This window comes from Micromonospora sp. NPDC004540, from assembly GCF_040610095.1.
Lineage (GTDB): Bacteria > Actinomycetota > Actinomycetes > Mycobacteriales > Micromonosporaceae > Micromonospora.
Map to the genome: position 1 here is coordinate 33,203 of NZ_JBEXLR010000003.1, position 13,380 is coordinate 46,582.

The 13,380-nt window shown below is 74.6% G+C and carries 12 protein-coding genes; 6 read left to right on the forward strand and 6 right to left on the reverse strand.

What is annotated here, in order from left to right:
* Positions 1-11: 11 nt before the first annotated feature.
* Both ABZV78_RS01715 and ABZV78_RS01720 read right to left on the reverse strand, forming a co-directional pair.
* Positions 12-2,582: a LuxR C-terminal-related transcriptional regulator gene (locus ABZV78_RS01715; protein WP_355634855.1), complete on the reverse strand. Its 2,571-nt coding sequence runs from the start codon at positions 2,580-2,582 to the stop codon at positions 12-14.
* A gap of 5 nt (positions 2,583-2,587) precedes the next feature.
* Positions 2,588-3,844: an Hsp70 family protein gene (locus ABZV78_RS01720; protein WP_355634857.1), complete on the reverse strand. Its 1,257-nt coding sequence runs from the start codon at positions 3,842-3,844 to the stop codon at positions 2,588-2,590.
* Positions 3,845-4,131: 287 nt separating this feature from the next.
* Between ABZV78_RS01720 and ABZV78_RS01725 the strand changes: the two genes are divergently transcribed.
* From ABZV78_RS01725 to ABZV78_RS01735, 3 genes are all read left to right on the forward strand, one after another.
* Complete coding sequence (locus ABZV78_RS01725; protein ID WP_355634858.1) at positions 4,132-5,058, forward strand: IniB N-terminal domain-containing protein; 927 nt, start codon at positions 4,132-4,134, stop codon at positions 5,056-5,058.
* Between the two features lie 101 nt (positions 5,059-5,159).
* Positions 5,160-7,019 carry a dynamin family protein gene (locus ABZV78_RS01730; protein WP_355634859.1) on the forward strand — a complete coding sequence of 620 codons (1,860 nt, stop codon included), beginning with the start codon at positions 5,160-5,162 and terminating at the stop codon, positions 7,017-7,019.
* Positions 7,016-8,482 carry a dynamin family protein gene (locus ABZV78_RS01735; RefSeq protein ID WP_355634860.1) on the forward strand — a complete coding sequence of 489 codons (1,467 nt, stop codon included), beginning with the start codon at positions 7,016-7,018 and terminating at the stop codon, positions 8,480-8,482. Before ABZV78_RS01730 ends, ABZV78_RS01735 begins: the two co-directional genes overlap by 4 nt.
* On the opposite strand, the gene ABZV78_RS01740 is transcribed toward ABZV78_RS01735, so the two are convergent.
* The 3 genes from ABZV78_RS01740 to trxA all read right to left on the reverse strand — a co-directional run bounded on the left by ABZV78_RS01740 (position 8,396) and on the right by trxA (position 10,264).
* Positions 8,396-9,298: an MFS transporter permease gene (locus ABZV78_RS01740; protein ID WP_355634861.1), complete on the reverse strand. Its 903-nt coding sequence runs from the start codon at positions 9,296-9,298 to the stop codon at positions 8,396-8,398. The genes ABZV78_RS01735 and ABZV78_RS01740 overlap by 87 nt on opposite strands.
* Positions 9,295-9,735, reverse strand: a complete 441-nt coding sequence (locus ABZV78_RS01745) for a hypothetical protein (RefSeq protein ID WP_355634862.1) — start codon at positions 9,733-9,735, stop codon at positions 9,295-9,297. The genes ABZV78_RS01740 and ABZV78_RS01745 overlap by 4 nt, the downstream gene beginning before the upstream one ends.
* Before the next feature lie 160 nt (positions 9,736-9,895).
* Positions 9,896-10,264, reverse strand: coding sequence for a thioredoxin (trxA, locus tag ABZV78_RS01750; RefSeq protein WP_355634863.1), 369 nt, complete (start codon positions 10,262-10,264; stop codon positions 9,896-9,898).
* Positions 10,265-10,811: 547 nt separating this feature from the next.
* Here trxA and ABZV78_RS01755 point away from each other — a divergent pair.
* Positions 10,812-11,327 carry a MaoC family dehydratase gene (locus tag ABZV78_RS01755; protein ID WP_091314480.1) on the forward strand — a complete coding sequence of 172 codons (516 nt, stop codon included), beginning with the start codon at positions 10,812-10,814 and terminating at the stop codon, positions 11,325-11,327.
* Positions 11,328-11,420: 93 nt separating this feature from the next.
* Entirely contained in the window at positions 11,421-11,912 is a 492-nt protein-coding gene (locus ABZV78_RS01760; RefSeq protein ID WP_355634864.1) for a hypothetical protein, read from the forward strand.
* A gap of 36 nt (positions 11,913-11,948) precedes the next feature.
* On the opposite strand, the gene ABZV78_RS01765 is transcribed toward ABZV78_RS01760, so the two are convergent.
* Positions 11,949-12,599: a hypothetical protein gene (locus tag ABZV78_RS01765; protein ID WP_355634865.1), complete on the reverse strand. Its 651-nt coding sequence runs from the start codon at positions 12,597-12,599 to the stop codon at positions 11,949-11,951.
* A gap of 123 nt (positions 12,600-12,722) precedes the next feature.
* Between ABZV78_RS01765 and ABZV78_RS01770 the strand changes: the two genes are divergently transcribed.
* On the forward strand, positions 12,723-13,346 hold the full coding sequence (locus tag ABZV78_RS01770) for an RNA methyltransferase (RefSeq protein WP_355634866.1): 624 nt from the start codon (positions 12,723-12,725) through the stop codon (positions 13,344-13,346).
* Positions 13,347-13,380: the final 34 nt, after the last annotated feature.

The window sequence follows — 13,380 nt, forward strand, 5'->3', positions numbered from 1 at the left end:
TACCCGCTGGTTCACCGCGGGTCCCGCGCCGGCCACGGCTGGCGGCCCGCCGCGCTCGACCGGTCGGCGACGACGGTGCGCAGCAGGGCCAGCAGCTCCGCCCGGTTGGCGCAGTTCAGCCGGGACCGCATCCGCGCCACGTGGTGCTCCACCGTCTTCGCCGAGATGAAGAGCCGGTCCCCGACCTCCCGGTAGGTCAACCCGGCCAGCACCAGCTCGGCCACCTCGTGCTCGCGGTCGCTGAGCCGGTACCGGGTGGGAGCGGTGACGGCGTCGGCGACCGGTGCGGAGCCGTCCGCCCCGGCGGCCCCCTCGTCCGGGCGGGCGGGCGGCCGGGCCTGGAGCGTCCGGGCGCACTCCAGCAGGGTGGTCATCGCCCGCCGGTCCGAGGTACGGATCGCGGCCTGTCCGGCGAGGCGGGCGGCGTCCCAGCACAACCCGGCGTCGTGCAGCCCGCGGGCGGCGGCCTCCACCCGGACCGGGTCCACGACGCCGCGCAGCACCTCGACCCAGACCGTGGCAGCGGCGGCGACCACGGCGGCGTACCGGCTGTGGTCGGCCGCGGCGAGCAGGGCGGCGACGTGGGCGTCGGCGACGGCCGGCTCCTCGGTGAGGATCGCGGCGTGCAGCCCGGTCCAGTGCAGCGGTGCGCTCCACAGCGCCGGGTCGCCGAGCCGGTCCAGCAGCAGCCAGGCCTCCCGCAGGTACGGCCGCAGCCGCGCCAGGTCGCCCAGCCGGGCGCCGGCCACCGCGAGCTCGCCCAGCGGCAGCAGCGTGAACAGGTCCACGGGGTGGCGGACCACGGCTTCCAGCGCCGGCCCCCAGCCGCGTTGCAGCCCCCCGACGTCGCTGTTGCGCCGCGCGATGCCGAGTTGGAGCGCGCTGGCCAGGAGCAGGTCGCGGGACTCCAGCGGTCGTGCGTCGGCGGTCACCGTGGCGAGGCAGTCGGCCGCGGCGGCGGTCTGGCCGCGGACCATCTGGATCCAGGCCTGCCAGAGCCGGTGGCGGCGGGCCATCAGGGGCCCACCGATGCCGGTCGTCGTGGCGCGGTCGAGCACTCCCTCGGCGATGTCCAGCTCGGCGCAGTGGATCGCGGTCAACGCGGCGAGCGCCGCCGGACTGTCGGGCAGCAGCACCCGCCGCCCGTCGGGCTCCAGCAGCGCGGTCGCCTGCACGAGCCGGGAGAGTGCGCTGGTGGGCGGGCCGGTGACGCTCTCCCGTACCCCCTCGGCCATCAGTCGGGCGGCGCTGGCGTGCAGGGTGGGCGGCCCGCCGGCCGGGTCGTCGGGCCGGTCCACGCCCGCGACCGGGCGGCCGAGGGCGAGCGCTCCGACGGCGGCGTACGCGGCGGACGGGGCGTGGCCCGACCACCGGTACAGCTCGACGCTGCGCTCCACCTGGCCGCGGTGCGCCAGCGCCGTCGCGGCCACCGTGGCCGCCTCCGCCCGCACGGCCGGGGCGGCCGTGGCGAGCAGCCGGTTCGCCAGCCGCAACGCGGCCTCCAGGTCACCGGCGAGCGCTGCGGCGACGGCCTGGCGGGCGCCGGCCGGCAGCCCTCCCGCGCTGGCCGCGGCGAACAGGTCGGCCGAGAGCGCGGGGTCCGTGCCCAGCGCCTCCTCGGCCGCGGCCGCCAGCGCCGCGGCCGGGCAGTCGTCGAGCGCCCCGGCCGCGCGCAGCGACCGGACCAGCGGGAGCACCGCCGCGCCGCGCCCGAGCTGCACTTCGGTGAGGCGGCGCCAGACCGCGGTGCGTTCGGTGGCCGGGCTGAGCGCGATGACCGCCCGCCGGACGATCGGCGCGAGCCGGCCGTCGGCGCCGAGCAGACCCGCCGCCCTGGTGTGCGCCACCAGCTCGTCCACCGCCGCCGGCTCCCGGTCGAGCAGCGGGCCGAGCAGGTCCACCGGCAGCGGCACGCCCGCGGCGACCGCCAGCAGCAGCCGCCGGACGTCCGGCGGCAGCTCCTCCAGGTCCGGCCCGAACGGGAGGACGGCCGGCCGGGGTGCTTCAGTCGGGGGACCGGGCCGGCTCTCCTGGCCGCGTAGCGCGCGGGCCAGCCGCTCGACGTCCCGGGGGACACCGCCGGTCTGCCCGTGCACGAACGCGACCAGCTCGCTCCCCCGGCCCAGCTCGGGCACGCCGGCGAGGTAGTCGCGGGTCTGGTCGGCGGTGAACGGGCCGAGCACGACCTGCTGCCCGTCCCGCTTCAGCGCGTCGGCCAGCTCCGTCAGCGCCGCCGGCCGGGGCCACGGGCGGTAACCGATCAGCAGCCGGTGCCGGCGGCCGACCACCAGCCGGCGCAGCGTCTCGAGCCGAGCGTCGTCCAGCAGATGCGCGTCGTCGACCAGCAGCACGGTCTCGGGGTCGACCGACCGGGTCGGGCTCGGCGCCCCTTCGAGCACGGTGCCTCCCGCTGCCCGGTGAGCCCGCGCCAGCTCTCCGAGCAGGGCGCTCTTTCCGTGGCCGCCGGGGCCCGTCACGCCGACGGCGAGGGGACGCCCGGGGTCCGCCGCGACCGCCTCGAGCAGGGCGGTCGGTCCCGGGCCCAGCACGAGGCGGGCGTCGGTGGCGGTACTCATGATCATGACGGTCATCCTTCGCGGTCCCGGTCCCGGCCCCGGGCCAGCACCAGGCGGGACGCCTTCGGCAGGTTCAGCGGGGTGATCCGAACCGGGGGACGGGCCGGCGGCTCGCCGTGGACGGGCTGGTCGGGTTCGGCGTGCCGCCACGCCGGAACGGCCGGTCCGGCGTCACTGACCGGCGCCGGGGCGGGGGCCGGCGCCGGGCGGCGGGACCGTGGTGACACCACCTGGCAGGCGGCGAGCGCCGCCCCGGTGGCGGCGGTCAGCTGGGGATCGGGCTCCACCTCGACCGGGACCGGCAGGGCCGCGCCGAGCAGTTCGGTGACCAGCGGGATCCGGGCCGAGCCGCCGGCCAAGAGGACGCCGTCGAGCTGCGTCGGGGTCAGGCCGGCGGAGTGCACGGTCTGCACCAGCAGGTCGACGGTGGCCCGCACCGCGGGTCGGATCATCTCCTCGAACTGCGCCCGGGTCACCGGCACCCGGACCGGCCCGGTCGGCAGGGTCAGCATGACGTCGGTCTCCGTACCGACGGTCAGCTCACGCTTGACCCGGTCGCACTCCGCCAGCAGCCCGGGCAGGCTCGGGTACGCCTCCCCGGCGAGCTCGCGGCCGAGGGCGCCCCGCACGTGTTCGGCGAGCGCCTCGTCGAAGTCGGTGCCGCCGAGCGTCGCCAGGCCCTGTGGCAGGCCGAAGGTCTCGTACCTGCCCCGCGCGTTGCGCCGGACCAGCGCCGCCTCGAAGGTGTTGCCGCCCAGGGCGTAGACCGCGGCCGTGCTGCCCGGGAAGCCCCGCGAAGCATGGCTCTCGGCCACCGTGACGGTGCTGGGCAGCAGCGTCACGGTGCGCAGGTCGAGATCCCACAGCGCCCGGTGCAGCAGTTCGCGCCGGTGCGGGCCCCACCCGGCCGGGTGGCTGAGCACGACGGCCTCGGCGAACCCGCCCTCGTGGGCGGAAACGCGGTGCACCACCCACGCCGCCAGCTCCGCGACCAGCGTCTCCGGCGGGCACGGCTCGCCGCCGAGCAGGAGGGGCACGTCGTCGCCGACCCGGCGGACGAAGTCCCGGGTGGTGCGGCTGCGGTCGTCGGTGGCCGGCTCGCCCACCAGGAGCGACCCGTCGGGTGCCAGGTGCAGCACCGACGGTACGACGGCCGACCCGCCGCCCAGCGCGACCACCTCGGGGCGGGCCCAGGTCCCGCCGCGCCGACGTGCGACCGTGGCGGCCGTGCCGGTGTTTCCGATGTCCAACCCCAGGACGTAGGGCATTCGTTCTTCCTCCACCGCGAGTGGCCCTGGCAACGGTGTCGGCACCGTGGCGACCCACCCCCGGCGAGCCCCGTGGGCTCCTACGTTCGTACCAGAGATCGTCGCCGACCCGGTACCCTAACTCCGGCCGCCCCGGCTCCCCCTGTCCCCCTAACGCCCGAGGGGTCGATGACCCTAATGAGACGGGGCCGGATGCGGGTCGCGCCCCGATGACGACCCCGCACCCCCGGCCATAGCGTCACTGTCGCGGCACGACGGTGCTGACGCTACGTTCGAGGAGAGCCCCCATGGATTCGCACCAGACCCTGCACGACTTCGTGCTCAACCTGCTCACCGACCCCGACGCGCGGTCGGCCTTCGACCTCGACCCGGAGGGTGCGCTGCAGGCCGCGGGGCTCACCGACGTCACCGCCGCCGACGTGCAGGACGTCGTCCCGCTGGTGGTCGACTACGCCCCCGGCGCCGCGGGGCTCGCGCCGGTGGCCCCGGTGGCCGGGCAGCTCGGGCTCGACCCGCTCGCGGGCGACGCCACCGACGTGGTCAGCCAGCTCCAGGCGGTGCCGCACCAGATCGGCGTCAACAGCTCCCACAGCGGTGTGGACGTGTCGGCCGGCGCGCTCGGCGCCATCGCGGTCGACCCGGCCGGCCTGTACGCCGGGGCGTCCCTGGTCCCGGGCATCGGCCTGGGCATCGGGCCGGGCGGCCTGGGCACCGACCTGACCGGGGTGCACGACGTGGCGGACACCCTGGACTCGGACGTGGTGGGCGCCGTGGACACCGTCGCCGACCCGGTCGTCGGCGACGTCGCCGGGATGGTCGGCGACCCGCTCGGCGCCACGGCCGGCGCCGATCTGCTGCACGACGGCGGCGTGCTCGGCGGCGACCTGGGCATCCTCTCCGGTACGCAGGCCCAGGTCGACGGCGTCGTCGGCTCGCTCGGCGTCGACCAGACCCTGGGCGGGCTCGGCCTGGGTGACGGCTCCGGTGTGGTCCCGCCGGTGCACGTGCCGGCCACCGTGGACGGTGTGACGCACCAGGTCGACAGCACCCTGTCCGGCGTCACCGGCACGGTCAGCGGCGTGACGGGCACGGTCGGCGGCCTGACCGGCGGGATCACCGACGGGGTGAGCGGCGGGGCCGGGGTGGACGGCGCGGGGATCCACGGTGACGTGCACGGCTCGACCGACGGCGGTCTGCTCGGCGGCCTGCTCTGACCGAGGGCTCAGGCAGGGGCGGGAGGCACGATCCGGCCTCCCGCTCCGTCTGCCGATCGCGACCCTCTTGATAATTGCGCCGAAATCCGCACACTTGGTGCGTGATCACGGGGATCTGGCTGGATGTGCTCGACGAGATCGCCCGTACGTGCGGCGCACACGGGCGAGGCGACCTGCTCCAGACGGTGCGGCAGAAGCGGGTCCAACTGCTGGACCCGCGGCTGCGCGTGCTGGTCATCGGCGAGTCGCAGCAGGGCAAGAGTCAGCTGATCAACGCCATCGTCAACGCGCCGGCCTGCCCGGTCGGGGACGGCCGCACCACGGTGCTGCCCACTGTGGTGCGGCACGCCGAGGTGCCGTCGGCCGCCGTGGTCCAGGCGCCGGCCGCCGCACCGGGCCGGCCCGCCGGCGCGGCGCTCCCGGTGACCGGCGAGCGGACCCCGGTGCCGCTGGACCAGGTCGCCGCCGGGGTGGCCGGCACGGTCGGCCGCCGGCCCGGCGGCGGCCCGGCGTACGTCGAGATCGGACTGCCGCGCGCGCTGCTCGGCTCCGGGCTGGTGCTGGTGGACACTCCGGGCACCGAGGAGGTGGCCGCGCTGGGCGCCGTCGGTCCGACCGCGGCGCCGGCGGGGGCGGACACCGTGCTGCTGGTCTCCGACTCCACCCGGGAACTGTCGGCCGGCGAGCTGACCATGCTGCTGCACGTCGCGCGGTCGCACACGAACGTGGTGCTGGTGCAGACCAAGACGGATCTCGTGCCCGACTGGCGTGCGGTCGCCGAGCGCAACCGGCAGCACCTCGCCGAAGCCGGCGTGCCGGCGCCGGTCATCCCGGTCTCGGCGGCCCTCCGGCTGCGTGCGGCCGTCGCCGACGACCGGGAACTCAACGCCGAGTCCGGCTTTCCTGTGCTGATGGCCCGGTTGCAGCGGGACCTCGCCGGCAAGTCCGATCGCCTGGCCCGTGCCGCGGTCGGCGTGATCGCCCGCACGGTGGTGGAACAGCTCGCCGCGCCGCTGCGCGCCGAGCTGGAGAGCCAGGAGGTCGAGGAGCAGTCCGGGCCGATCTCCCGCCTGCACGCGGCGCAACGTGAGGTCGACGAGTTGCGTCGCTGCTCCACCCGGTGGCAGAACACCCTCGCCGACGAGATGGCCGACCTGCTCTCCGACATCGAGTACGACCTGCGCGACCGGACCCGGCGGATCCTGCGCGAGGTCGATGAGGCGTTCGAGAGCGCCGATCCGCTGGTCGGCTGGGACACCTTCCAGGAGTGGCTGGAGCGCAGCCTGCTGGAGGCGGCGGAGGCCAACCACGAGTGGCTGGCCCGGCGCTGCGACTGGGCCGCCCGCCGGGTGGCCGACGTCTTCGCCCGGTACGGCGGGGACGTGCTGCCGCCCTGGTCGATGACGACGGCGGCGGACCTCGGCGATCGCCTGCCGGAGATCGAACGGCCCACCATCGACCGGTTCACCACCAGCCAGAAGCTGATCAGCGGCATGCGGGGTTCGTACGGCGGCCTGCTGATGGTCGGGCTGGCGACCACGCTGGCCGGGATGCCCATGATCAACCCGCTCTCGGTCGGGGTCGGCGCGCTGTTCGGCGGCAAGAGCATCCGCGACGAGAGCAGGCAACTGCTCCGCCGCCGCCAGGCGGTGGTCAAGACGGCGATCCAGCGACACGTCGATGACTTCTTCGTCCGGATCACCAAGGACCGCCGGGACGCCGTCCGGCAGGTGCAGCGGATGCTGCGGGACCACTTCACCGCGCTGACCGAGGAGCTCCAGGAGGCCATCATCCGGTCGTTCCGCAGCGCCAAGCAGGCCGCCGACACCGACGCTGCCGTCCGCGACCAGCGGCAGCGCGAGATCCGGCTGAAGATGACCCGACTGGCCGGGCTCTTCGAGCAGGCCCAGCAGTTGACCGCCGCCCGGCCCGCCCCGGCGCCGCTGGAACCCCGGCCATGACAGTCGGGCTGCGGCTGGACGAGGCGGTGTGGGGGCTGCTGCACCAGGCGCTCCAGCACTACCGGGACAACCCGAGGGCGACGGACCACCTGCGGCACCAATTGGCCCGGCTGGAGCAACCGCTGCGGATCGCGGTCGCCGGCCCGTGGCGGTCCGGCAAGTCGACCCTGCTGAACGCGATCATGGGCGAGGAGGTCGCCCCGGTCGACGGGGTGGCCGGCAGCGCCGTGTTCGCCTGGTACGAGGACGGGCCGCAGCCGCGCGCCACCGCGTACGCGACCGGCCAGCCGCCGCAGGAACTGGCGATCGTCAAGTCGGCGACCGGGATGCGGGTGGACCTGGTCGGCCGGCGGGCGGGCGAGTTGCGGGACATCGTGGTGCAGTGGCCGACCCGGACGCTGCGCCAGGTGACGCTCATCGACACGCCGGCCACCGGCCTCGACGAGCAGGGGCGGGCGCCGGTGATGGAGCGGGTGCTGCGGGACGCGGACGCGGTGCTGTACCTGACCCGCGACGGCCGTGACAGCGACTTGCGGGTGCTGGAGACCAGCCGGGAGAGCGCGGTGGGGCAGGCCGCCGCAGTGAATGTGATCATGGTGCTGTCCCGCGTGGACGAGACCGGCGGCGGCCGGATCGACGGGCTGCTCACCGCCCGCCGGCTGGCCCGACGCCAGCACCGCGACCCCCGGGTGAACGAGCTCAGCGTGCACGTCGTGCCGTGCAGCGGCCTGCTCGGCCTGGCCGGCCGGATCCTCAGCGAGTCGGACTACGCCGTGCTCGCCGAGCTGGCCCGGGTGCCCCGTCCCGAGTTGGAGCCGCACCTGCTCTCGGCCGATCGTTTCGTGCGCGGCGACCTGCCCGTCCGGCTCGACGCCGGGGTACGCGCCGGGCTGCTGGCCCGGCTCGGGCTCTTCGGGATCCGGCTGGCGACCACGCTGGTCCGTACCGGCTGCGACAGCCGGGCGAAGCTCTCCGCCGAGCTGATCCGGCGCAGCGGCCTGACCGAGCTGCGCGAGTCGATGGCCCGCTTCCTCGTCGACCGGCGGGACACGCTCAAGGCGCGGTCGGCGCTGGCGGCCGTGGAGGCGCTGCTGCGCGCCGAGCCCGGCCGGGGTGCGGACGAGCTGCTGGGCCGCGTCGAGCAGATCCTCGTCGGGGCGCACGAGTTCCGCGAGCTGCGCCTGCTCGCCGCGCTGCGGACCAGCCGGCTCGGTTTCGACACCGAGCTGGCGGCCGAGGCGGCACGGCTGGTCGGCGGCGACGGGCTCGGGCTGGCGGCCCGGCTCGGCGTCGAGCACGACGCGACGGTGCACCGGCTCTGGGAGGTCGCCGCGGAGGCGCAGTGGCGGTGGCGGAACCGTGCGGAGGATCCGCTGCTACGCCTGGCCCAGCGGCGCGGCGCCCAGGTCGTCGTCCGCAGTTGCGAGGGGATGCTCGCCGAGCTCGCCGAGGGGGGCCGGTGACCTCCGGCGGCCGAGCCAGGCGATCGGGCGGACCTTCTCCAGAGGCAGGAAGCTGGTCATCGCCACCAGGTGCGGGGCGAACGAGATGGTGATCGTCGCGATGGTCACCAGGTGGAACGAGTAGAAGAAGCCGACCGCGGCCAGCCGCCACCGCTCCGGCAGCAGGAAGACCAGCGGGCTGAGCAACTCGAAGGCCAGGATGCCGAACTGGGCGACGATCAGCAGGTGCGGCACCTGGGCGATCACGTCGGCCAGGTCGGTGCCGCGCCGGATGATCGCCCGGGCCAGCACCGAGCCGGTGGCCCAGTCCAGGCCGCCGAAGCGGAACTTGGCCCACGCGGCCAGGAAGTAGGTGCAGATGACCGCGATCTGGGTGACCCGCAGCGCCCAGCCGCCCGCCTCGGTGCGGGTCGGGTCGCCGTGCCGGGCCCGCCCGGCGGTGGGCAGGACGGCCAGCGCGACGAGCAGACCGAACCGGTCGTGGTCGACCTTGCCGTAGCTCATCGCGACGATCATCCACTCGAAGTAGAGGGCGAAGACCGTCCAGCCGAGCAGCCGGGGCGCCCGGCCGGTGGCGGCGAGCAGGGAGACCGCCAGCAGCACCCAGAAGATCACGCCGACCAGGGCGGGCGTGGGGGTGGGCAGCGGGAGCAGCCGGCCGATCAGCAGCGGCTGGTAGAGGTCGCCGGGCACGTCGACCCGGGTGCGGACCCAGGGGGTGAAGACCACCAGGTCGGCGGCGACGAAGAGGTAGACGAGGGTGCGGAAGGCGGCCACCCGGCCACGCGGGACCGCCTCGGTCAGCCAGCCGGTCACGGGGCGGACTCCCAGCGCACGGCCGTGCGGTCGGTCCAGCGGCCGGTCGGGCGGCCGCCCTGGATGTCGTACCAGCGGATCACGATGCGGACCTCGACCAGCGCGGGTGCGGCCGGGTGGCGCTCGGCGTACGCCTCGGCGACCCGGCGCAGCAGGCTCGGGTCGGTGGCGTAGCGGCCCTGCTGGCCCTCGATCTCGGCGCGCCGGATGCCGGTGGCGTCCTGGCCGAGCGGCACCACGGCGCCGGTGCGGTCGACGCCCTCGACCCGGGTGTCTGGGGCGGGCGCGTCCGGTGGGTCGGAGGTGGAGTACATCCGGAACGGCCCGAACGGGAAGTGGTCGTCGGCTCCGCGCAGCGTGCCGAGGAGGAGCAGCGCCAGCCCGAGCAGCGTGGCGCCCAGCCGGACGGCACGCCCGCGGGTGGTCAAGGTCTCCATCGGCTGGTGACGATACGGGAAGGACATGACCGGAAGGCGTCGGTCCGTCGTCCATTCCTGGCTGCCCGTATCGCTCTTTCCGGGCCTTCCGGGTGGGTGCGGACGACACCGGCCGGGTCCCCGCCGCGGGGACCCGGCCGGTGTGTCGGAGCCGGTCGGCTCAGTGCTTGTGGCCGTGCTCGGCGAGCTTCTTGCGGACGTCGTCCATGTCGAGCTGCTGGACCTGCTCGATCAGGTTCTCCAGGGCCGACTCCGGCAGGGCGCCCGGCTGGGCGTAGACGATCACGCCGTCGCGGATCGCCATCACCGTCGGGATGGAGCTGATGTTGAACTTGGCGCCCAGCTCCTGCTCCGCCTCGGTGTCGACCTTGCCGAAGGTGATGTCCGGGTGCTTCTCGGACGAGCGCTCGTAGACGGGGGCGAAGCGCTTGCACGGGCCGCACCAGTCCGCCCAGAAGTCGAGCAGGACGATGCCGTCGCGTTCGGTCACCTCGTCGAAGTTGGCCGTGGTCAGTTCAACCGTTGCCATTGCACTCTCCGATCAGCGCGATTTACCTACGTCCCGTGGAACCAGGGTGGATGTCTCCGCATTCCCGTGACGTGCGCGACGAAACGCTCCGCAGCCCGACGGTGACGCTGGGGCGCATCGAGCGCGGTCGGTTTCCGCCCCCCCTGCGAACCGCAAGTGCACGACGCATTTGCGTGACGGGACGTGATGGGAGCGCTTCCAGAGAGATCACGCTGAGTGCACGCTACGAATCGGTAACTTGACGCCTGACAAGCGGTGATCCGGCCGGCGGAGATCGCTTGTGGAGTGATCACGAATCACTACGAGTAGTGTTACGAAAAGATAAATGTGACGTCCGTCTCTGTCGATACAGTACCGGCGTACGGCAGAATCTCTGCCATCAGAGCGTGGGCGGCGGGTGCCGGGGAGGGCCCCGCCGCTCATTGCGTCTCCACCCGGGTCGGTCCGGGTGTGACTTTTCCGCACCGGCAGCGCCCCGCTCACCGCCTTAACAAGCGGTAAGGCATGCTGTGCCGAACTCCATCGCCGCCCGTCGAAGGGGACAAGGATGCAGTTCGGCCGCTACTACGAGGAGTTCGAGGTCGGCGCGGTCTACCGGCACTGGCCGGGCAAGACGGTCACCGAGTACGACGACCACCTCTTCTGCCTGCTCACCATGAACCACCACCCGCTCCACATGGACGCCCACTACGCCGAGTCGGCGAGCCAGTTCAAGCGCAACGTGGTGGTCGGCAACTACATCTACTCGCTGCTGCTCGGCATGTCCGTGCCGGACGTCAGCGGCAAGGCGATCGCCAACCTGGAGATCGAGTCGCTGCGGCACGTCGCCCCGACCTTCCACGGCGACACCATCTACGGCGAGACCACGGTCCTCGACAAGCGGGAGTCCTCCTCTAAGCCGGACCGCGGCGTGGTCGCGGTGGAGACCCGGGGCTACAACCAGGACGGCACGCTGGTCTGCGTGTTCCGCCGCAAGGTCATGGTCCCCAAGAAGGAGTACGCGGCCGCCGCGCTGCCCGAGGGTGTCGACCCCGAGCGGCCCAGCTTCCCCGAGCCGCGCTGACCTCTCGCGTACGCCCGGAAGGGCCCCTTTTCCGATCCGCGGGGAAGGGGCCCTTTTTCCGTTCCGGGGCATATGCTGACGCCGGAGGTCCCCATGAGCCACTCCGTCGCCGGAGAGCCGCCCTCTGCCGGCCGCCGCGCCGCACCGCTGACCACCGCCGTCTACTCCGCGGCGGAGTGGGACCTGTTGACCGACCTGCCGGGACGGGTCCTCGTCGCCGCCGCCTCGCCCGCTCCCGGCCGCCCGCCGCGCGGCGTCGCGGCCGGCCTCGCCGGGCTGGACGCGGTGGCGGCCGGCCGGGCCTTCGACAGCGACCTGATCCGGGCCGTGGTCGCGGCGATCTACGCCCGCCACGACGGCGCCGCCGAGCGGGACGAGCGCCTCACCGACCTGGTCGACCTGCTCGCCGCCGCCCGGGCCGCGGTGCGGGTGCTCCGGCGGCGCGCCGACCCCGCCGACTCGGCGGCGTACCGGCAGTGGGTGGAGTCGGTGGCGGCCCGGGTGTGCCGGGCCGGCGACACCCCGCCGAGCCCCGCCGACCGGCGCTTCCTCGACCGCCTCGGTGGCGCGCTCGACCTGCGCTGATGGGTCCGAGCCGCCGAGGGGCACGTGGGTCTCCGGTCAGCCGCCCTTGTTCTCGTACCGCGTCTCGGCGAGAACCAGCCGGGCGATCACCCGTCCCGCCGCGTCGTAGAGGGTGCAGACGGCGCGCTGGTCGGTGGGCACCTCCGCGGTCAGCGGCCGGCCCGGGCGGGCGGCCCAGAACAGAGTCGACGGGTCGTCCCCGCCCCACTGTGCCAGCGCGAGGGTGGTGGTCGGGTAGCCCGGCTGGGCGATGGTCGCCCGGGCCACCGGCGTCGAGGCGAAGCCGTACGTGATCAGCCGGCCGTCCGGGCCGGGCCGCTCGCGGACCTCGAAGAAGGGCAGGGCGCGGTCGCCGCCGAGCGCCGAGCGGAAGTTCTCGTCCTCGGGCAGGCCGTGGTAGCGGCCGGTGCGGGTGTCGAACCAGGCGAGGTCGACGATGTGGTCGCGGGCAGGGCTGAGCAGCAGTTCGTCGTCGCCGATCCGGATGCCGGTGCGCAGCACCTGTTTGACGGGTTGGGCGCTGGCGTTCGGCCAGGCGCCGGGCGTCGGCCCGGCGGCGGCACTCGTGCCCGCGATCGTGGTCGGCGCGCCGCCCGAGCCGGCCCGCCCGGCGGCCGGACCGCAGCCGGCCGCCAGCAGGCTAGCCAGCAGGACCACTGTCGCGCCGCCCCGCATCCGTGTCCGCATCGCGCACCCCCTCTTCGACCGGAGCCTAGGTGGCGTCGGCCCGGCCCGCGGCCCCGCGCGTCGACGGACACCCGACACCCGGTCCCGCGGGCGCGGCGCTGCGGGCCGTACCCTCTTCAGACCGTGACCGACGACCAGCTCGACGTGGGTGTGGGGCCCTGGCCCGGCGACCCGCCGGACGACCCGCGCTACGACCCGGAGCTGCTCGCCGAGGGCGACCGGCGCAACGTGGTGGACCGCTACCGCTACTGGCGGCGCGAAGCCGTGGTGGCCGACCTGGACCGGCGCCGGCACGACTTCCACGTGGCCGTCGAGAACTGGCAGCACGACTTCAACATCGGCACGGTGGTCCGCAACGCCAACGCCTTCCTCGCCGCCGAGGTGCACATCGTCGGGCGGCGGCGGTGGAACCGGCGGGGCGCCATGGTGACCGACCGCTACCAGCACGTCCGGCACCACCCGACGATCGAGGAGTTCGTGGCCTGGGCGGCGGAGGAGCGGCTGCCGGTGGTCGGCATCGACAACCTGCCCGGCTCGAAGCCGCTGGAGAGCGGCACCCTGCCGCGGCGCTGCGTGCTGCTCTTCGGCCAGGAGGGCCCGGGCCTATCCGAGGTGGCCCGGTCCGCCTGCGACCAGCTCTTCTCGATCGCCCAGTACGGCTCCACCCGCTCGATCAACGCCGGCGTGGCCAGCGGCATCGCCATGCACGCCTGGATCCGGGAGTACGCCGGACCGCCCCCGGAGTGACCGATCCGGCCGCTCCGCTTGACGGCCCGCCGGT